This is a genomic window from Flavobacterium sp. H4147 (assembly GCF_029360735.1).
GTDB classification, from domain to species: Bacteria; Bacteroidota; Bacteroidia; order Flavobacteriales; family Flavobacteriaceae; genus Flavobacterium; species Flavobacterium endoglycinae.
The window spans coordinates 1,518,543-1,538,680 of sequence record NZ_JARKNB010000001.1; the positions used below are offsets into that span (position 1 = coordinate 1,518,543).

17 protein-coding genes are annotated in these 20,138 nt (G+C 33.5%); 2 read left to right on the forward strand and 15 right to left on the reverse strand.

Translation table 11 applies throughout. The features are described 5' to 3' along the window. Positions 1-81 precede the first annotated feature (81 nt). The 8 genes from P2W75_RS06615 to uvrC form a co-directional block, all read right to left on the reverse strand. The gene (locus P2W75_RS06615) at positions 82-1,305 is read right to left on the reverse strand and encodes a peptidoglycan DD-metalloendopeptidase family protein (RefSeq protein WP_207294375.1); all 1,224 of its coding nucleotides are present in this window, start codon (positions 1,303-1,305) and stop codon (positions 82-84) included. 33 nt (positions 1,306-1,338) lie between these two features. Beyond that, positions 1,339-2,271, reverse strand: coding sequence for a tryptophan 2,3-dioxygenase family protein (locus tag P2W75_RS06620; RefSeq protein WP_276379678.1), 933 nt, complete (start codon positions 2,269-2,271; stop codon positions 1,339-1,341). Beyond that, positions 2,268-3,044 (reverse strand): DUF3108 domain-containing protein, encoded by a 777-nt coding sequence (locus P2W75_RS06625; protein WP_207294377.1) that lies wholly within the window; start codon positions 3,042-3,044, stop codon positions 2,268-2,270. The genes P2W75_RS06620 and P2W75_RS06625 overlap by 4 nt, the downstream gene beginning before the upstream one ends. A gap of 298 nt (positions 3,045-3,342) precedes the next feature. Next, positions 3,343-4,503: a 4-hydroxyphenylpyruvate dioxygenase gene (gene hppD / locus P2W75_RS06630; protein ID WP_207294378.1), complete on the reverse strand. Its 1,161-nt coding sequence runs from the start codon at positions 4,501-4,503 to the stop codon at positions 3,343-3,345. Between the two features lie 96 nt (positions 4,504-4,599). Beyond that, a complete protein-coding gene (locus tag P2W75_RS06635; RefSeq protein ID WP_276379682.1) occupies positions 4,600-4,959 on the reverse strand; it encodes a four helix bundle protein in 360 nt (119 codons plus the stop codon). A 140-nt stretch (positions 4,960-5,099) separates the two neighbouring features. Continuing rightward, a complete protein-coding gene (locus P2W75_RS06640; protein ID WP_207294380.1) occupies positions 5,100-6,257 on the reverse strand; it encodes a homogentisate 1,2-dioxygenase in 1,158 nt (385 codons plus the stop codon). 258 nt (positions 6,258-6,515) lie between these two features. Next, positions 6,516-8,816 (reverse strand): patatin-like phospholipase family protein, encoded by a 2,301-nt coding sequence (locus P2W75_RS06645; RefSeq protein ID WP_207294381.1) that lies wholly within the window; start codon positions 8,814-8,816, stop codon positions 6,516-6,518. Positions 8,817-8,826: 10 nt separating this feature from the next. Continuing rightward, entirely contained in the window at positions 8,827-10,620 is a 1,794-nt protein-coding gene (gene uvrC / locus P2W75_RS06650; RefSeq protein WP_276379685.1) for an excinuclease ABC subunit UvrC, read from the reverse strand. A 137-nt stretch (positions 10,621-10,757) separates the two neighbouring features. On the opposite strand from uvrC, the gene P2W75_RS06655 reads away from it, so the two are divergent. Next, positions 10,758-11,738: a succinylglutamate desuccinylase/aspartoacylase family protein gene (locus P2W75_RS06655; protein WP_276379687.1), complete on the forward strand. Its 981-nt coding sequence runs from the start codon at positions 10,758-10,760 to the stop codon at positions 11,736-11,738. After that, a complete protein-coding gene (locus P2W75_RS06660; RefSeq protein ID WP_276379689.1) occupies positions 11,725-12,294 on the forward strand; it encodes a 5-formyltetrahydrofolate cyclo-ligase in 570 nt (189 codons plus the stop codon). The genes P2W75_RS06655 and P2W75_RS06660 overlap by 14 nt, the downstream gene beginning before the upstream one ends. 161 nt (positions 12,295-12,455) lie before the next feature. On the opposite strand, the gene P2W75_RS06665 is transcribed toward P2W75_RS06660, so the two are convergent. From P2W75_RS06665 to P2W75_RS06695, 7 genes are all read right to left on the reverse strand, one after another. Then, positions 12,456-13,202: a tetratricopeptide repeat protein gene (locus P2W75_RS06665; RefSeq protein ID WP_276379692.1), complete on the reverse strand. Its 747-nt coding sequence runs from the start codon at positions 13,200-13,202 to the stop codon at positions 12,456-12,458. 71 nt (positions 13,203-13,273) lie between these two features. After that, positions 13,274-15,019 carry a BatD family protein gene (locus tag P2W75_RS06670; protein ID WP_276379694.1) on the reverse strand — a complete coding sequence of 582 codons (1,746 nt, stop codon included), beginning with the start codon at positions 15,017-15,019 and terminating at the stop codon, positions 13,274-13,276. Between the two features lie 95 nt (positions 15,020-15,114). Beyond that, complete coding sequence (locus tag P2W75_RS06675) at positions 15,115-15,885, reverse strand: tetratricopeptide repeat protein (protein WP_276379696.1); 771 nt, start codon at positions 15,883-15,885, stop codon at positions 15,115-15,117. A gap of 41 nt (positions 15,886-15,926) precedes the next feature. Then, entirely contained in the window at positions 15,927-16,961 is a 1,035-nt protein-coding gene (locus P2W75_RS06680) for a VWA domain-containing protein (protein ID WP_207294388.1), read from the reverse strand. Positions 16,962-17,052: 91 nt separating this feature from the next. Beyond that, positions 17,053-18,057 carry a VWA domain-containing protein gene (locus P2W75_RS06685; protein ID WP_207294389.1) on the reverse strand — a complete coding sequence of 335 codons (1,005 nt, stop codon included), beginning with the start codon at positions 18,055-18,057 and terminating at the stop codon, positions 17,053-17,055. Continuing rightward, complete coding sequence (locus tag P2W75_RS06690; protein WP_276379699.1) at positions 18,057-19,691, reverse strand: hypothetical protein; 1,635 nt, start codon at positions 19,689-19,691, stop codon at positions 18,057-18,059. Before P2W75_RS06690 ends, P2W75_RS06685 begins: the two co-directional genes overlap by 1 nt. Positions 19,692-19,778: 87 nt before the next feature. Beyond that, positions 19,779-20,135 carry a four helix bundle protein gene (locus P2W75_RS06695; RefSeq protein WP_207294391.1) on the reverse strand — a complete coding sequence of 119 codons (357 nt, stop codon included), beginning with the start codon at positions 20,133-20,135 and terminating at the stop codon, positions 19,779-19,781. Positions 20,136-20,138: the final 3 nt, after the last annotated feature.

The following is a 20,138-nucleotide window of genomic DNA, read 5'->3' on the forward strand; positions in this document are numbered from 1 at the left end:
AAGATCTCTTCCGAATAAATCTTCAACGATTTCTTCAGTTCATTTTTCGGCTTGTCCTTGTTCAACATCTCCAAAAAGATCTTACAAATTTCCAATACTGTCTAATTCTCTTTTCAAAGGTTCCATTTGTTTTAAGAAACGGGTTTTGTCATTTCCAGTTAAAGATTCGCCGGTTGGTAAATTCAATCGAAGCGCATCTACTTGAACTCCATTTTTCCAGAAACGATAACAAACGTGCGGACCAGATGCTAAACCTGTACTTCCAACTAATCCAATTGTTTGTCCTTGTGTAACTCGCTGGCCGCGTTTCACCAAAATTCTAGACATGTGTAAGTATTGTGTAGAGTAGGTTCCGTTGTGTTTTACTTTTACAAAGTTTCCGTTTCCTGCTGTATATCCAGTTGCTTCTACAACTCCAGAAGCGGTTGTTGAAATCGGAGTTCCAGTTGGAGCGGCATAATCTGTTCCTTTATGAGCTTTCCAAGTATGTTGTACTGGGTGAAATCTGTTCATGGTGAATCTTGAAGTGATTCGGCTGAATTTGATTGGTGTTTTTAGGAAGAAATTTTTAAGAGTTTTTCCTTCATCATCATAATATTCTATTTTTCCTGAAAGGGTGTCTTTTTCAAAAGGAAAAGCGTAAACAATTTTTCCTTTGTATTCAAAAAAAGCCGCTTCTAATTCTTCTACACCATCATAGGTTTTTCCATTTATAAAACGTTCTGTAAAAATTAATCCATAGCGGTCTCCTTTTTTTAGTTTAAAGAAGTCAATAGACCATGAGAATACTTTGGTAATTCTGCTGGCCAATGCTGTTTCGACACTTTCGTTTCCTAATGTTTCAGATAAAGAACTTTTTAAAACACCACCAATAATTTTTCTTTTTAAAGTTACCGGTTTTACCTTTTTAAAGGCTTTTGCAATGCTGTCTCTTAAATCGATAACATAATAGGTTAAAGCATCTGGCTGATAAATAAAAACCTGAAGATTGTTGGTTTTGTTTTTAGAACGAAGTAAAGTGAAAGGTTTGTTGTAACGAATCGAAGTAACATTAAAAGAATCTTTTACTTGTTCTACGATGTCGTGCACTTTTTTGTCTCCAATATTTTGACTCTGCAGAATAGATCCAAATGAATCTCCTTTTGAGATGGTGTCATTTACAACATTGAAGTCAGCGTAATTAAAACCGAATTCTATTTTTTTGGTTTTTGGTTTAGTAATTTTGTTTTCGACTATTGTTTCTTCTTTTTTATTACATGCGAAAATAGAAAACAAGACAATAATAATTACGGCTGCTTTTTTCAAACTTTTTAAATTTTGTTGGGAAATTAGAGTGATTTATTCATTTCCCCAATTGGACAATTCTTCTTCGGTCCACAATTTAGGAAAAAAGATGCGTCTTTGGTATTTTGGGTGCATATATTTTTGCCAGTCGCTTCCTCCGGTTGCTTCACCGTTTCCTTTTCCGCTTTCTAAAATATATTTAATAGCAGTATTTAAGTGCTGCATTACCCAAGTAATGTTTACCGTGTAATCGTAATGACGCATGGCTTTGATTAATTCAGGATTCTGCTGATCTTCAACAGGTAATTGTGTGAATTTCTGCCAAATGTTTTTCGTTTTAAACGAAGCCATTTGTCGTAAAAATTGATCTTTATATTTGTTTTCGAATTGCTGCAGCAAATATGATTTTTCTCCAGTGTGATAATCTTTTCCGGCAGCCTGCCAGTATAAATGTTCGAAGCTTGTTTCTAAATCAGTGTTTTCGTCAAAATTTGCTTTGTATCTTCTGTCGATTAAATTAATAACGTCTGTAGAAGTAAATTCGATCAATCTATATTGTGCGCTTTGAAAACCGCTTGCAGGAGTAAGCGTGTTTCTGAATTTCATGTATTGATCGACTTCCATTCCGTTTTCCATGATGCTGAATGAATTCGTCAACATATCAAAGTAACGTGTAATTCTTGAAAGTCTTTCACTGAAAAAATCTACTTGAATGTTTTGTGTGTCGGCAATCTGGTCGATTTCCCACAAAATCATTTTAAAGATTAATTCGTTTACCTGATGATACATAATAAATACCATTTCATCAGGAAGCGTAGTGCGTTGTATTTGTAAATTTAAAAGAGCATCGGTTTGAATGTAATCCCAATAAGTGATTGGTTTTGACCAAAGTAATCCTTCTAACTGAACATCAGTTTTTTGGTTTATGGCTTGAAATTTAAGGTCAATTTCTTTTAAAATTGATTCTGAATGATCGGTTAGATTCATTTTTTCTTTTTTACTTTAAGTGGATTTTTCAACCCTTTGTATTCATCGAGATCTGCTTTTAGAGATCCAACAGCAAGATCGGCTTTAATTCTAATAGGAACTTTGTTGTCGTCGTCTGTAATCCAGAGCGTTAAACTTTCTTTTTCTTTAAAAACCCTTCCTGTTTGCACAAGTGGTTTAAAAACCATGGTAGAAACTGTTCCAAATTTAGTCGTAATATCTTCACGACCTACATATTTTAACTTAAATTTTGTGATTTCATCGTCAAAAAACATGTCAATTGTAATCGCTTCTCCCGATTTTAATTTGTCAATATTTGGATGATTTCTTAAGAAATAAAAAGAAGAAACAATATCCTGCACATTATCAGTAACTACAATCGTTTTTTCGGTTTTTCTTTTATAGTCTTTTACTAAAACTCTATTGTCGTTTTGATTAAAAAATCCTTCTTGATTTTTGGTGTAACCACCTTCGTCTATTTTTCTAACGAAACGATAAGGACTTCCGTTTTCTTTGTCAAAATAACTTTCATAAAGATCTTCTACCTTAAAGAAAAATTTTGACATTCCTGTTGTATACCCTTTTCCAACAGCGTGGTATACTTTTTTGTTGTTTATAGTGGCATCTTTAACTTCAAGTGTTGCGTATCCGGCATTTACAATTCCGTAATGAATTCTGAATTTAAAAAATTCACCGGTATCGAACGCATCTTCTTTCTGCGAATCGAATCCAAGTGTTGTTAGTGCTAATATGATGAGAATGAGCTTTTTCATAGTACAATTTTTACATTTCATTATAAAGATAGATAAATGCAAATTTTATTCCAAATGTACCTAAACAAAAAAACTCAGCCAATTATGACTGAGTTTTTATGCTATTAACTAACCAAAAAACTATAAATTATGAAATTTATATCAATTCAGAAGGAAACCACCCCTTCTTGATTTGCGAGTGCAAAGATAGATACAAAATCCATAAAAAAAATAGCAAAAAGTAAGTTTAACATAACATTTGCATAAAAATCATCACTTTGCAGGGATTTTTTTTGCATAATGTAAAAATATCGCATTTTTACAAAGTTCCTCTCAATTCTTGTTCTCTCTCAATTGACTCAAACAGAGCCTTAAAGTTTCCTGCACCAAATCCTTTTGCACCCATTCTTTGAATAATTTCGAAAAATAAAGTGGGTCTGTCCTGAACAGGTTTTGTAAATATTTGTAATAAATAACCATCTTCATCGGCATCTACCATAATGGCAAGTTTTTCAATTTCGTTTAAATCTTCTTTCATCATATCCATGTGAACTCCTAATCTTTCTGGAATTGCTTGGTAGTAGGTATGTGGAGGAGCCGATAAAAATTCAACACCGCGTGCTCTTAACTGAGATACGGTTTTAATAATGTCATCGGTTGCAATCGCGATATGCTGGATTCCAGGTCCGCCGTAGAAATCTAAATATTCTTCAATTTGAGATTTTTTCTTTCCTTCTGCCGGTTCGTTGATTGGAAATTTAATTCTTCCGTTTCCATTAGACATTACTTTACTCATCAATGCAGAATATTCGGTAGTAATTTGTTTGTCATCAAAAGAAAGGAAATTTACAAATCCCATCACTTCTTCATAGAATTTTACCCAAGTATTCATTTCATTCCAGCCCACATTTCCAACCATGTGATCAATGTATTTTAATCCAGTTGGTTCTGGATTGAAGTCGGATTTCCATTCTTTATAACCTGGCAAGAAAACGCCGTTGTAATTTTTTCTTTCTACAAAAATATGAACGGTTTCTCCATACGTATAAATTCCAGAACGAACTACTTGACCAAATTCATCTTCTTCTACAGTTGGCTCCATAAAAGAACGTGCGCCACGTTTCATTGTTTCTTCGTACGATTTTGTAGCGTCTTCAACCCAAAGTGCTGCCACTTTTACTCCGTCACCGTGTTTTTTCAAATGTTCGTTTATTGGAGAATCAGCTGTTAAAGGTGTTGTGAGAACAATTCTGATTTTATCTTGTTTCAAAACATACGATGCTCTGTCTCGTACTCCTGTTTCTAATCCGGCGTAAGCCAATGACTGATATCCAAATGCAGATTTATAATAATGTGCTGCCTGCTTAGCATTTCCTACATAAAATTCTACATAATCTGTTCCTAATAATGGAAGGAAATCTTGTGCTCCTTCAAATATTTTCTCTAATCCGTATTCTACTGATTTTACTTCTTTGCTCATAATTAGATAATTAGATAATTTGATAATGAGAAAATGAGATAATTTTGAAATGAGGTTAATTAAAATAATTCTCTAATTGACACATTTTCTAATTTTCTAATTCCTCCTAGATGTTGATATTATTTTATTTAAAATTTTTAAAATTTCTGAAAGATCATTTAATAAACGTTTGCAATTTGGATATTCACTATGTGCATCACACAAGAACAACCAATATTCAGTTTCGTCTGCCTCTTTAATTGCTATTTTTAATTTGTGTATAAAATCAGCTTTACTTTCTGCATTTTGAGACTCTTTCGAATTTGCCCCAATTGATGTTCCGCTTTTTAATAATTGATTGGCAATGACAAACCTTTTTTGTTCTTGAAGTTCATTAGTGTAATCAATAATGTTTAAGGCGAAATTGAAAGTCTTAATTAAAAGAGCGTTGTCTTTGTATTTTTCGTTAAAGGTCATTTTGTCCAATTAGATAATTTGTCAATGTGTCAATGAGATAATTTATTTTGTAAGTTTAAAATTACAATAATTATTTTAATTATTTCATTTATACGTTTTCAGGCATTATCTAATTTTCTAATTGCCACATTAACTAATTACTACTCAGTCCAGGATTGGTAATATTTCCCATCATCCAATCCCATTGCTTCTTCAGTAACCATTAATGGACGGAAAGTATCCACCATAACGGCTAATTCCTGAGTTTCTTTGTGACCAATGCTTCTCTCCATTGCGCCTGGTGCTGGACCGTGCGGAATTCCTTTTGGATGTAAAGTAATATGACCTTGTTCGATATTATTACGGCTCATAAAATCGCCATCAACGTAATAGAGTACTTCGTCAGAATCTATATTGCTGTGATTGTACGGTGCCGGAATCGCTTTTGGATGATAATCGTAAAGTCTTGGGCAGAATGAACAAACTACAAAAGCAGCTGTTTCAAAAGTTTGATGTACCGGTGGCGGTTGGTGAACACGTCCCGTTATAGGTTCAAAATTATGGATTGAGAATCCGTATGGGAAATTGTATCCGTCCCAGCCCACAACGTCAAAAGGATGAGTTGCATAAACCACTTCGTGAATCATGCCTTCTTTTTTAATTTTCATTAAAAAATCACCTTTTTCATCGTGCGTTTCTAATTCATTTGGCAGAATAAAATCACGTTCGCAAAATGGCGAATGTTCTAAATGCTGTCCTGATTGGTTTTTATAACGTTTTGGTGTATAAAAAGGAGTATATGATTCTACATAGAAAAGTCGGTTGTCTTCTGTTTCGAATTCTATCTGATAAATAATACCACGCGGAATAATCAAGTAATCACCATATTCAAATGGAATATTTCCTAACATGGTTCTTAATTTTCCTTTTCCTCGATGAATGAAAAGCATTTCATCGGCATCGGCATTTTTATAGAAATAACTTCGCAGCGATTCTTTCGGCGCAGCCAAACCAATAATACAGTCTTTGTTGACTAACATGGCTTTTCGGCTGTCCAGAAAATCATTTTCCGGTTTTAACTCAAAACCTTTAAAAAGAAGTGATTTTATATTTTTGCCAATTGCAATTTTGGGCTCAACAGAATAGGAGTTTAAAATTTCTTTTACCTGAGTTGGTCTGTGAACATGATACGATAAAGAAGAATGTCCGTGAAAACCTTCTGTTCCAAATAACTGTTCGTAGTAAAATCCGCCGTTTGGTTTTTCGAATTGGGTGTGTCGTTTTTGAGGGAAATCCCCAAGTTTGTGATATAGTGGCATGGCTTTTCAATTAGATAATTTGTAAATTAGATAATTCGAAAATTTGAATTGCATTAACCAATAATCAGTTCAATTTTTTCAATTGACTAATTATCTCAATTCGATAGAGCCATTATTCAGGATTTCTCTTCATGAGAAATTGAAGATACTCTAATAAACCTGTCCATTTTGTTTTCATCACAACAAATATCGTAATTTTTTTTAATCAAAATTACACATTGTATTATTTATAATATAAAATATTTCTAAAAAATCAGCTTAGAATAAAAAACCAATACTAAACCATGTAAAGCTTTTTGATATTTCGGGCGACCATGATTGTTTGATTTCAATTGGACCAATTATAGTTTCTAGTCCATAACCTAGAGCATAACCCGTATATTTAGGCATTGAAACCCAATCGACAGAAGTAAAAATATCATCGCCCAAGTTGGCAAAATTGGCAGAGAGATTAATGTGATTTTTTTTCAAAAATTCGTAATCCAGTGTAATATCAGCTTTTATAAAACTATTTCCGGCAATACTTAAGAAATCATATCCGTAGAAATAATTAAAGTTGTTGATTTTGTTATAACCATAACCTCCTAATATAAAATCAAAGTATGGAATACTGTCGCTTCCTATATTGAAACCTGCATCGGCACCCAATTTTATGGTAGCTCTGTTGAAAACGGTTTTTACAAAACCAAGTTCGGCTTTGGCAATAGAAAATGGTTTGAATTTATTAGTGTAATCCGATGAAGCAAGAAAAGTTTGCAGATCTGTAGAGAAATACAATCCTGAACTTGGATAATATTTGTCATCTAGAGAGTCATATTTCAAATAAGCAAATGCGCTAAAATAATTGCTCTTGTCGATTATATTTTCTTCATTGATAAGTGTAGGCGAATTTATTTTCAGGTATTTGTATTCTAAACCGCCGCCCATTAAAAATTTCTGTACAAAAATGGTCTGGAAATACGCTTGATTTGATAAATCCATAAAGTCAACATTGATTAAATTGACGTTTGGATTTTCAGAAACCAGATTGCTTAAACTTGTAGTTACATTTCGGTTGAACTGGTTTAATCGCGAACGGAAACCAAAACTGATGTTGAAACCATTTTCGACATAATAACTAAAATCATATCTGAAATTATCTCCCAAGATAATGTCTAATGAAGTAACATCATTTTTTAGAAATGTCTTTTTGTGAGTTAGATTCAGTAAAACAGCGCTTTTATAAAGTCCGTCATAATGAAGACCCAGTTTTAAAAACGTTTGTGTTGGATTTTCTCTTAAAACCAAATCCAGATCATCCTTTTTGCCATCGGGTTGCAGGCAGTATGATATGGTGCTGAAGTTTTGTGTGGCATTTAAATTATTAATTCCCGTTTTTAAGTCATCATATGTGATTGTACTTCCTGGCTTAAAACGCAATTTACCACGAATATATTCTTTGGTATAATTGTCTAATCGATCGGTGTTTATTTTTTCGATTCGGAGTGTGTCAGTAGCGACTTTTAATTTTGGTTTTTTATAAAAGTTGTCTTCGTTGACCAATGATTTGATTTTTTCATAAACAGCGAAAGCGGCTTCTTCACCTTTTCGAATGATTTCCTCACCTTTGTCAAATGAAATAACACCATAATCACGAATGTCTGGTTTGATATAAACGTCTGTGTCTTTGATTTTGTTTTTCATTTTATCAATAGACTGCAGATTGGTAATCTGTACTAGAATTCTAGTAGCGTTTTTGAGGTTTTTTCGTTTCATCAAATCGTCCTGAACATCAACACCAATAATAATATCGGCACCTAGATTGCGAACTTCTTGGATAGGGTAATTGTTTACCACACCGCCGTCAACCAATAAATTGCCATCGATTTCTACAGGTGTAAATAAGGAAGGAAAAGCCGCACTCGCCATCATGGCTTGAACAAGATTTCCTTTATTTAATAAAACTTCTTCGCCGGTTTCAATGTTGGTTCCAATACATAAAAACGGAGTAGGGAGTTTATTGAAATCACGAATATGGCGTACATTTCTAGTTAAACTGCTCAGTAAATTGTAATTGTACATTCCTTTTGAAAGTGCTTCGGGAATACCGACTCTGAAATTACTAAACGGAAGAACAATGGCATACAATTCGTCATTTTTCTTTCCGTAGAAATTTTTAGAAGAACGCGGAATGTAATCGTTGATTAGTTCGTCGAAATTGGTTTTTTTGAAAATAGAATCAATTTGCGAAGCATTATAACCCGAAGCATAAAGTCCGCCAATAACAGATCCCATACTCGTTCCTCCAATATAATCGATTTTGATTCCGGCTTCTTCCAGAACTTTTAAAACCCCAATATGAGCAAAACCTTTTGCACCGCCGCCGCTTAATACCAAACCAATTTTAGGTCTTTTAACGCTGTCTTGTTTTGCTTCCTGCGAAAATGATTTTTGAGGAAGAAGAAGAAGTAAGCATATAAAAATTGAAAATACGGTGCACCAAATGTTTCCAATCGTAATTGAAATAGAAGAAATACCTTTAAAATAGGTATTTGATTTGGAAATCTTGGTAAGGCGCATAAAAACTTAACTAGTTGGTTTTGTAAAAGTCGACAATTTTTTTGGCTTTTGATACACCTATAACTGCAGATATTTCTTTTTCTGATGCTAATTTCAATCTTTTAACACTTTTGAAATGTTGTATTAACGTCTGCATGGTTTTTTCACCAATTCCAGGAATACTTTCTACTGATGAATTAAGTGCAGATTTACTTCGTTTGTCACGGTGAAACGTGATTCCAAAACGGTGTGCTTCGTTTCGCAAATATTGTATTACTTTTAAAGTTTCTGATTTTTTATCCAGATATAACGGAATCGAATCACCTGGATAGAAAAGTTCTTCCAGACGTTTGGCGATTCCAATAATCGCAACTTTTCCGCGTAATCCTAAATCATCGATACTTTTTAGTGCTGCAGACAATTGTCCTTTTCCACCATCAATAATAATCAATTGCGGTAAAGGTTCATTTTCGTCCAATAATCGTTTGTAACGGCGGTATACAATTTCGGTCATCGAAGCAAAGTCGTTTGGACCTTCAACGGTTTTGACATTAAAATGACGGTAATCTTTTTTGCTTGGTTTTCCATCCTTAAAAACTACACAAGCGGCAACGGGATTGGTTCCCTGAATATTCGAGTTATCGAAACATTCAATATGACGTGGTTCAGAAGGCAGACGTAAATCTTTCTGCATCTGTGCCATGATTCTATTAGTATGTCTGTCCGGATCAACAATTTGTAATTGTTTCAATTGTTCGATTCGGTAGAATTTTGCATTTCTGATGGATAAATCTAAAATCTGTTTTTTGTCTCCAAGCTGCGGAACGGTTGTTTTGATGTTTTCGCCCAAATCAATTTCGAAAGGAACAATGATTTCTTTTGATAATAAATGAAAACGCTCCCGAAGTTCCACGATTGCTAGTTCTAATAATTCTTCATCACTTTCATCCAGCTTTTTCTTCATTTCTAAAGTATGAGAACGAATAATCGAACCGTGGGAAATTTGTAAAAAGTTGACGTAAGCGGCCGTTTCATCTGAAACAATCGAAAAGACATCGATATTGGTAATCTTTGGATTTACAATGGTTGATCTTGATTGATAATTTTCAAGAACTTCAATTTTTTCTTTGATTTTTTGTGCTTCTTCAAACCGTAATTCTTCGGCGTATTTTACCATTAAGCGTTTGAAACCTTTCATGCTTTCTTTGAAATTTCCTTTCAGGATTTCTCGGATTGCATCGACTTGTTTTTGGTATTCTTCCAGAGGTTCCAAACCTTCGCATGGTCCTTTGCAATTTCCAATATGATATTCAAGACAAACTTTAAATTTTCCTGAATCGATATTGGATTTGTTTAAGTCGAAATTGCAGGTTCTTAGCGGATATAATTCTTTAATTAAATCCAAAATAGTGTGCACCGTTTTGAAACTGGTATACGGACCAAAATATTCAGAACCGTCTTTGACCATTCTTCGGGTTGAAAATATTCTCGAAAAAGGTTCTCTTTTAATACAAATCCAAGGGTAGCTTTTATCATCACGAAGCAAGACGTTGTATCTTGGCTGTAATGTTTTAATCAGATTGTTTTCCAGTAAAAGCGCATCGTTTTCTGTTGGAACTACGATGTGTTTTATGGTCACGATTTTTTTTACCAGAACATTCGTTTTGGCTGTATCATGAATTTTATTGAAGTAAGAAGAAACCCTTTTCTTTAAATTTTTGGCCTTTCCTACATATAGAATTTTCCCGTCTTTATCGTAATATTGATACACGCCGGGATTGTCCGGTAAGGTGAGAATTTGAAGATCTAAGGACGGTTTTTGCATTCTGTTTTATTTCTGAAGATGGTGTGTGGACTTTTTCAAAAACCATTCTGATTTGAGAAAAAAACCTTAACATTGATTTAGTTTCAAATTTACGAAATCAAAAGAATAATTTCTATATTTAGATTTTATAATTCTGCATGAAAAATAGTAAGCCCTTGGTTATTTTCGGCGAATCGATTCTGCCGGGAGAACATAAAACGATAAATGTCGAAATAGCACGATTACATACTACAACAAAACTTAATATTCCTGTTATTGTCCGTCGTTCAAAGCAGGAAGGTCCGGTGGTTTTATTTTCGGCAGGAATTCACGGAGACGAAATTAATGGTGTAGAAATCGTTCGTCAAATCATCAGTAAAAAAATTAACCGACCTGAAAAGGGAACTATTATTTGTATTCCGATTATCAATATGTACGGTTTTGTGAATAAATCTCGAGAGTTTCCAGACGGTCGTGACTTAAACCGAGTTTTTCCAGGAAGCAAAAAAGGTTCTTTGGCCAGTAGATTTGCCTATCATATTGTCGAAGAAATTCTGCCAATTTTAGATTACGCAGTCGATTTTCATGCTGGCGGAGCAAGTCGTTTCAATGCACCGCAAATTAGAATTACCGAGAATAATCCCGAATTGAAAGTCTTGGCCGATATTTTTAATGCGCCTTTTACACTTTATTCCAAAAATATAAATGGTTCTTTTAGAAAAACTTCTGAAACTGCCAATGTAAAAATGCTGCTTTTTGAAGGAGGAAAATCATTGGATATTAATAATGAGATTGCCAATCAAGGAGTTTTAGGCACAAAACGTTTGCTTCATCATTTAGGAATGCTGGATTCAAAACAAATTGTCGAGCAAGCATTAACACCTTCGATTTATATTAAACATTCGGTTTGGCTTCGTGCAAAATGTTCTGGACTTTTACATGATTTTAATTTGATTGGGAAATTTGTAACCAAAGGCACTATCTTAGCGATTATTACAGATCCGTTTGGAAAATTTGAGCAGAAAGTAAAAGCGCCGCATGATGGATTTGTGATTAATGCCAATCATTCGCCTATTGTGTATGAAGGCGATGCGATTTACCATCTTTCTAAAACCACTCCTGAAAATGCCGACGAATAAAAAAGAATTACGACTTCATTACAAAAACCTTCGAAAAGAACTTTCAACCGAAGATATTGAAGAGAAAAGTCTGGCTATTGCCAATAATTTGATCCAATTACCAATTTGGGATAAAAGTTATTACCATGTTTTTCTTCCTATCGTAGAACATAAAGAAGTTGATACGGAATTTATCCTGCATTTGCTTTCGGGAAAAGATAAAGAAATTGTGATTTCAAAAAGTGATTTTGAAACTCGAGAAATGACGCATTTTTTATTGACCGATAATACCAAAATAAAGAAAAACGAATTTAATATTCCCGAACCTGTAAACGGACTTGAAGTTCCAGTTTCAATAATCGATGTTGTTTTTGTACCGCTTTTGGCATTTGATATTTATGGCAATCGCATTGGTTACGGAAAAGGTTTTTATGATAAATTCTTGGCAAAATGCAAACCCGAAACGATAAAAATTGGTCTTTCTTTCTTCGAATCTGTAGAAATGATTGATGACGTTTTTGAATCGGATATAAAATTGGATTATTGTGTTACGCCTTTAAAAATCTACACTTTCTAATTTTAAATCATATAAGTGATATAAGTTATTTTAAACATTAAATGAGATTGTAATTAAATTTGATTATAACACTTGATTTGAAATTCCAAGAAAAGGAAAATCCCAAATTCCAATTGTTAACTTTGGAATTTGGGATTTTTTATTTGAAATATTGAATCCATTTATTTGACTTCTTTAATGGTATTTCCATCAATCCAGCCTTCGGTTCCATCTGTCAGTTCGATTTTTTTCCATTTGCCTACACTTTCCATCACATATACTTTCGCACCTTCGTGAAGCAGAATAATAGCCGAACCTGCTTTTTGAGGTTCGCTTCGTACTTCGCTCATTTCAGAAAAAACAATGGCTGGGCGATCGTTATCGAAGTGGTTTTTTTCAGACATTCCCGCCGAAGCACTTAACCCTAAAGCCACCAGAAGAATAAACATTCCTATAAAGTAAATTCTTTTGGTAATGGTAAGCTGTGAAAAATAATATCCAATAAAACATAGTAAAAAGGCAAAAGCAATTCCAATAGAAATTTTTGCCCACATATTGTAATCAAAAATAGAAGTGAAGTTTTGGATTAGTTTTGCGAATCCTACTTTTGGTACTTCTTTAATTTCATCAATAGTTAACTTTTTGGCAAATTTTAAGTTGTTTAAAGTCTCCGGGTCGTTTGGTTTAAGCACAAGAGCTTTTTCGTAATTATAAATCGAAGGAGCGACCTTATTTAGTTTGTAATAACTATTTGCGAGATTGAAATACAATTCAGGCGATTGAAGTTTATCTTCTTTTATAATGTCTTCATAAACCTGAACAGCTTCCTGATATTGTCCCTTTTGGTACAAAGCATTTCCTTTCTCAAAACTGCTTTGAGCAAAGAAAACCTGTGAGATTAGTAAAAAAAGATATAGTATATTTTTCATTTTAGATATGTAATAAGATTTTCAGCTTTGTGAATTTAATTCACGTAATCTAAATCAACTTTCCTTAAAAATTAAACAATCTGTTTTTCTAATTCGGAAATAATTAAAACTGCTTTGTCATAATCTTGCTGAATCGAAGCACTTGAAGCTGGAGCATAACGTGCAAATTCGCAGTTTTCAGTCAGATTAATGAAATTCTGAACCGTTTCAGGATTTGAATTTCTTGATAAAAGCAATTCACGGATATTGTCTTTACTCATTTCTGAAGTTTCAATATGCAGTTTTGCTTTTAAGAAATTATGCATCGCTTTTTCAAGAGCAATATAAAATGCTTCTTTATTGTTAAGCTGTTTTTTAGCCTGCGATAAATACTTTTTCGCCAGCTTATTGTTCATTCTGATTCTGTTTCCGGTTACATCACTGTCAATAGCCTCTTTTTTCTTCTTAACCAATATAATAATTGGGATAATAGCAAATGGGAAGAATAGTAATGCATAATACAAATCAGAACCATAAAAATCATTTTTAGCAATAGCTGTCAAAGTTGTTTTTGGTTTGATGTATTTGAAATGCTCTATTTTTTCTACTACATTTTTAGATGCCGTTGAAGGATTTGCTTCTGCCAATGTTGGTCCGTCCAGAACATCAATCATAACTTCTTGAGATGTGATCGATTTATAAGAACCTGAACTCAAATCAAAATAAGAGAACGTCATTGGTTTAATGGCATATTTTCCTTTGTACTGCGGAATAATGGTGTATTTGTCTGTGATTTTTCCAGACATTCCCGTTAATGATGTATTTACTTTTTCATCATGAACCGGATCGTACATTTCTAATGCATTTGGTACAACAGGTTTTGGCAGTGTAAATAATTTCATGTTTCCACTTCCGGCTGCGCTGACTACTAAATCTAGACTTTCACCACTTTTTAAAGTCGTTCTTGATGGTGTAACTGTAAAATTAAATCTTCCAACTGCACCTGTAAAACCTTCTGGTTTTCCTGTTTCAGGAAGCGGTTTTACATTAATAGTTTTTGACCCTGCCGATACTATTTTGTTGTCTTCGGTAATAATCATCTGTCCAAACATATCTCGACGATTCGTTGGCAGCTGTACTCCAATGTCTAATGAAAGAGGTTCAATAGTCAATCTGCCGCTTTTCTGCGGATATAAAATTGTCTTTTTCAAGACTACATAATAGCATCTTTGTCCTTGATAACTTCCTTCTTCTGGAGTAAGTTGTTTTATTTCGATATTCTGATTCCAGAAATCATTGTATTTTGGTTTTGCGAGTTCTTTGAAACCAGTAACACCAATATTACCAAAGTATAATTTGTAGACAACAGTAATAGGTTCATTTAGGTACGGATTTGTTTTAGAAATCTCAGCTACCAATTGTAAAAGTTCATTTGGAGATCCTTGCTGTCTGTCGTTTGGATCTCTTTCTTGCGCAACGGCATTGGTAACGGTTACTTTTATAGGTGCCGTTTTATAGATCTGTCCATTGTATTCGATTGCGGCTTGTTTAATAACAAGAGTACCTTTTTTCTCCGGTTGTAAAATGTAGGAGTATATTTTTTGAAAAGAACTGCGGCCGTTTATCCAAGATTGGCTTATTTGCTGGCTTGGACCTGCAACCATTTTAAACCCCTCAAATGACGGCTGGTCAAAATTGTCCCCGTCAACATTCATAATAAAATCAATACGCAGTCTTTCATTAACTCCAAGTGAGTTTTTGCTTACTCTGGCTTCAAATTGAACCTGAGCCATAAGTCCCTGAAAGGTGAGTAGAAATAAAATTAAATATCTTTTCATTAGTTGTTTTAAATCGTTTTTAATTGTTTAATCGCCTAACCGAGTTTTATTTATGCCTAGTGGATAAATAAATAACGATTAAACGATTGAACTTATTACCAGTCTTTTTCCGGTTTTTTTGGACTTCCTTTTATTTTTTGAGCGTTTACTTTATCCTGAATTTTCTTTTCTTCGTTGTTTACAGCGTCTAACAGATTCTGAACTCGTTCTTTTGAAATTCCTCCAGGCATTGGTTTTGGTTCTCCTTTATTGTCAGACTTGTCGTCTTTTTTAGAATCATTTTTACCGTCTTGTTTGTCTTTATCTTTATCGCCTTTGTCGTCTTTTTTATCCTTGTCTTTGTCCTTATTTTGATCCTTGTTCTTGTCTTTGTCGTCTTTTTTATCCTTGTCTTTGTCCTTATCCTTATTTTTGTCTTTGTTTTGATCGTTTTTAGGAGGATTTTCTTTTAGCTTTTGTTTGGCGTAAGCATAGTTGTAACGCGTTTCTTCATCTGTTGGATCATTTCGGAGCGCTTGTTTGTAAGCTTCAACTGCCTGCGAATAATCTTTCTCTTTCATTAAAACGTTTCCTAAGTTATGATACGCTTTGTGTTTTTCAGGTCTAGTTTTAGCATTTTTTATAGCATTTGCGTAAGCGTACTTGGCTTCAGCAATCTGATTTTGTTTGTAAATCGAGTTTCCTAAATTATATAAAGACGTTGCTTTTTTAGGAAATTTTGATGCTGAAACTCTGTAACCAGCTTCTGCATCTGTAAATTTATTCTGTTTATATTCTTCATTGGCACCAGGCAATACCTTGTCTTTTTCCTGAGCAGAAACAGCAAAAGAAAGCGTTAGTAAAATATAAAGAAGTAAATTTTTCATTCTGATTTTTTTATTTTTTGTTCCGAAATTAAACGGAATCTTTATTTCTTTTCGTTAAATAAATTCAACTCTTTTATCCAGTTTGTTTTTCTTTCTAAAAGGAAAATATCAATAAACAACAGTAAAAATCCAAAGCCCAAGAACCATTGAAATTGCGATTGGTAATCGGCCATTTGAGTCGATTCAAATTCGGTTTTCTGAATATTGTTTAAAGCATTTTTAATGTATTCTAAAACCTCTTTGGTGCTTCCGCCATATACGTAACCACCTTTTGTTGCTTTTGCAATAGTTTTTAATCCTTCTTGGTTTAGTTTTGTAATAACCGTTTGTCCGTCCTGATCTTTTTGATAGCTTCTAACAATACCATTTTCTTTTAACGGAATGGTTCCTCCTTTTTCTGTACCAACACCAATCGTGATAATTTTCATTCCTATTTTGTTGGCTTCTTCGGCAGCAGCTGCAGCGCCTTCAGAATGATCTTCACCATCAGAAATTAAAATCAAAAGTTTGCTGGTTTTGCTTTTTTCATCAAAATAAGTCGATGATAATCTGATTGCTTCATCAAGTGATGTTCCTTGAGATGAAACCATATCTGGACTCATACTTTGCAAAAACATTTTGGCAACACTGTAATCTGATGTTATCGGCAATACTGGGAAAGCACTTCCGGCATAAGCCACAATACCAATTCTATCACTTCCTAATGAATTGATGATTTGCGAAACAAGCTGTTTGCTTTTTTCTAAACGACTTGGTGCCACGTCTTCTGCCAGCATACTTTTTGAAACGTCGACTGCAAAAACAATATCAATACCTTCACGTTTTACGGTTTCCATTTTGGTACCAATCTTCGGATTTACCAATCCGATAATAATTGAGGCAAATGCTAAAAGCAGAATCGATAATTTTAAAACAGGTTTAAAAACAGATCTTTCCGGACTTAGTTTTTTAACCATTTCCAAATCACCAAATTCGCGTTGTTTTTTTCTTTTCCAATACATATTGAAAAGAAAAACGCACACCACAATAGGGATAAGCAGTAAGAGATATAAATATTTTTTTTCGTCTAATTCCATAAATGTTTTAAATTCCAATGTTGAAATTCCAAATTCCAAACTCCAAATCGTTATTTGGAATTTTAAGATTGAAATTTTTTAATTTGAAAAATTAAATAAAGCTTCTATAAACTGTATTTCTTAAACCTACTTCCAATACCAATAAACCTAACGCGAGTAGAACAAAAAATCTGAATTTTTCGTCATAATCGTAGAATTTCAATTCTTGGATTTCGGTTGTTTCTAACTTGTTGATCGAATTGTATATTTCGGCTAATTTATCGTTGCTGGTTGCTCTAAAATACGTTCCGTCGGTTTTACGTGCAATGCTTTTCATTAACTGCTCGTCGATTTCTACTTTTTGCATTTTGAATAAGAAACCGCCGTTTGGCGCGTATGCATAAGGAGATTCAGCCATTCCATTAGTTCCAAGACCAATCGTATATACTTTTATTCCGTATTGTTTTGCAATATCAGCAGCGGTTTCTGGTTCGATAAATCCAGCATTGTTTACACCATCTGTCAATAAAATGATAACACGGCTTTTTGCTTTACTATCTTTTAAACGATTTACTGCAGTTGCCAATCCCATTCCAATTCCCGTTCCGTCTTGTAAAACGGTATCGTATTTAATGCCTTTTATAGCTTCCAGAATAATAGGTTTGTCGCTTGTAACCGGAGTTTTAGTATAGGCTTCAGAGGCATATAAAACCAATCCAATTCTGTCGTTTGGTCTTTCTCCTACGAAATCAGCCGCGACTCTTTTTAAAGCTTCCATACGGTTTGGCTTTAAATCTTTTGCGAGCATACTCCCTGAAACGTCGATTGCCATTACAATATCAATTCCTTTTGTGGTTTTGGTTTGATTGCTGATGTCGACTGTTCTAGGTCTTGCCAGTGCTACAATCAATGAACTTAAAGCGATAATTCTGAAAACATACAGACATGGTTTTGCTTTTGTCCAAAACGATTCGCTGTTTTTGAAACCTGCTGTCGAACTCATTTTTAATGTAGCCGACTGCTGATTTCTTTTCCAGAAGTACCATCCTATTACAATTGGAATTAATAAAAACAACCAAAAGAACTCTGGATTTAAAAAAGTGATCTGATTATTCATTAGTTACTTGCTTTTTTAAGTTCAACAGAATTTAAAATTCGGGTTGTAATATCGTTTGCATAGGTGTCGCCTTCTTCGTGGAAAATTATAATCTGCTGCAAGCCTTGATCTTGTTTGAAAAGCAGGATTTCGTAATATCCTTTTGTACTTGTTTTGTTAGCAGGATTTAAAACAGTCATTGTTCCGTATCCTTTTATTCCTTGAATTCCCTGATTTGTCTGGAAATCTTCTTGTTTTACGATTATATTCTGACCTCCTTGAAGTTCAATTACTTTTAAACTTCCTTCTAAAGCTTTTGATAAATCTATTTCTGTTGGATTTTTGAATTTAGTCGTTGAAACAGCAACATAAAAATTGTCGATTAAACTTCCATATCCAAAAAGCTGCATTTCTTTAATCAATGCCATAGTTTCTTTTGGAAGTGCTTTTTCGGTATCTAAACGTTTTAAAACCTTTGGAGTTTCGATTAAAATACCTGGATTTCCGTATTCACTTTTTACCCATTCTCCTTCTAATAATTCTTTAGTTGGATGCCCAATGATATTGTCTTTTACGAAATTAAATCCTTTCGTGATGATGAAGAAAGTAGTAGTCGCCAATATTAAAAACACGACAGAACCTACTGCAATAGCAATTCGTTTGTTTCTTTGTTTCTTTAATTGAAGCTGAATTTGTTTCTGTCTTTGTGCTTCATTCAACAGCTGATCTTCTTCTTCCGCTGTAACTTCGGTTGGAATGGCATTATCCAGCGTTAAGATTACTCTTTGAATTTTATTTCGGTCTTCGGTAATTTCAAATTCAAGCGGTTTTGATTTTGCGAATTTTACCAAATCGGCCTGACGTAAAACGCGTTCTAAATTTTCAACTGTTTCTGGTGTTAAAACCATTTTCTTTTTAGTTGAAGCTGTTTTGATGGCATTAATCAATTCAGAAGTAGTGCTTTCCATCGCTGGAATATGAATGGCTTCTTCGATATAATTACGCGCAATATCAGTCAGTTCACTATAGTATTCTTTGATTTCACCTTTTTGAACCAGTTCTTTTTGCTCCAGATTGTTTAATAAACTTGTCGCTTTTTCAATAGGAGTCTTGTAAACTTCTTCTTCAATTTTTTTCTTCTGGTGTTTTTTGGTATACCAGTACACAAAAGCGCCAATTCCTAAAATTATAATAGCTGCGAGAACATATTTCCACCAATCTCCTGTAATATCTTCGGCTGGGGTAATATCCTTGATGTCGTACATTTTCTGTTGCAAAGTGTCTACTTTTACATTCGCCACTTCAACTTTGATAGAATCTGTTAAGTAAGGTTTTTTGTCAATTAAAATCTTAATACTAGGAATAGTGTAACGACCAGAATCAAACTGAGTTAATCCGTACTTTTTGATTAATTCGTAAGTATCATTTTTTTTAACCGTATCAATTGGATAAGACTGTATTACTTCTAAAGCACCAATGTTTTTCAGCTTTGGGAAAACAACTTTTGATTTTGAGCTTACCACTGTTTTAAGAGTCAGTTTAAACTCAGCACCAATTTTGTTTTTTGTGGTGTCAATACTGGTTTCTACTGTTTTCTGCTGTGCAGAAATCATAGTAGAAAAAAGCAATAAAAATATATAAAGTTTAAATTTCATTTGATTAACGATTGAAGATTAACGATTTTTGATTTTTGATTTTTCCAAGGATTGTCAATAGTTCTTTAAAATTGTAATCTTTAATTTTTATGAATTAATTTTTGATGTTTTAATGCTAGATACAAAAATTGAAATTAATTGATTTGCTTCTATTTTTACTTTCATTAAACCTTCTCGGTCTGTTGATAAATTTGCTTTTTCTATTATTTTTAAACAAACAAATGTTTCTCTTAATTCTTTCAGACAAATACCCATTTTATGAATAAAATCTTTTTTACTTTCTGCACTTTGCGCTTCACCGTAATTTAAAGCTGGAGATGTTCCTGATCTAATTATTTGTCCTGACAAATGATTTCCAGCATAATTTTTTTCAAACTTACTTGCTATAATTATAATTGTTGCTGCAAAATCAATCAATCTGTTTTCTAATTCTTGTTTAGTCATTTT

Excerpts from the sequence above, each read along its gene's own strand:
- P2W75_RS06620 (WP_276379678.1), bottom strand. The coding sequence starts at position 2,271 with ATGAATCTAACCGATCATTCAGAATCAATTTTAAAAGAAATTGACCTT.
- P2W75_RS06625 (WP_207294377.1), bottom strand. The coding sequence starts at position 3,044 with ATGAAAAAGCTCATTCTCATCATATTAGCACTAACAACACTTGGATTC.
- hppD (WP_207294378.1), bottom strand. The coding sequence starts at position 4,503 with ATGAGCAAAGAAGTAAAATCAGTAGAATACGGATTAGAGAAAATATTT.
- P2W75_RS06635 (WP_276379682.1), bottom strand. The coding sequence starts at position 4,959 with ATGACCTTTAACGAAAAATACAAAGACAACGCTCTTTTAATTAAGACT.
- P2W75_RS06640 (WP_207294380.1), bottom strand. The coding sequence starts at position 6,257 with ATGCCACTATATCACAAACTTGGGGATTTCCCTCAAAAACGACACACC.
- P2W75_RS06645 (WP_207294381.1), bottom strand. The coding sequence starts at position 8,816 with ATGCGCCTTACCAAGATTTCCAAATCAAATACCTATTTTAAAGGTATT.
- uvrC (WP_276379685.1), bottom strand. The coding sequence starts at position 10,620 with ATGCAAAAACCGTCCTTAGATCTTCAAATTCTCACCTTACCGGACAAT.
- P2W75_RS06655 (WP_276379687.1), top strand. The coding sequence starts at position 10,758 with ATGAAAAATAGTAAGCCCTTGGTTATTTTCGGCGAATCGATTCTGCCG.
- P2W75_RS06660 (WP_276379689.1), top strand. The coding sequence starts at position 11,725 with ATGCCGACGAATAAAAAAGAATTACGACTTCATTACAAAAACCTTCGA.
- P2W75_RS06665 (WP_276379692.1), bottom strand. The coding sequence starts at position 13,202 with ATGAAAAATATACTATATCTTTTTTTACTAATCTCACAGGTTTTCTTT.
- P2W75_RS06670 (WP_276379694.1), bottom strand. The coding sequence starts at position 15,019 with ATGAAAAGATATTTAATTTTATTTCTACTCACCTTTCAGGGACTTATG.
- P2W75_RS06675 (WP_276379696.1), bottom strand. The coding sequence starts at position 15,885 with ATGAAAAATTTACTTCTTTATATTTTACTAACGCTTTCTTTTGCTGTT.
- P2W75_RS06680 (WP_207294388.1), bottom strand. The coding sequence starts at position 16,961 with ATGGAATTAGACGAAAAAAAATATTTATATCTCTTACTGCTTATCCCT.
- P2W75_RS06685 (WP_207294389.1), bottom strand. The coding sequence starts at position 18,057 with ATGAATAATCAGATCACTTTTTTAAATCCAGAGTTCTTTTGGTTGTTT.
- P2W75_RS06690 (WP_276379699.1), bottom strand. The coding sequence starts at position 19,691 with ATGAAATTTAAACTTTATATATTTTTATTGCTTTTTTCTACTATGATT.
- P2W75_RS06695 (WP_207294391.1), bottom strand. The coding sequence starts at position 20,135 with ATGACTAAACAAGAATTAGAAAACAGATTGATTGATTTTGCAGCAACA.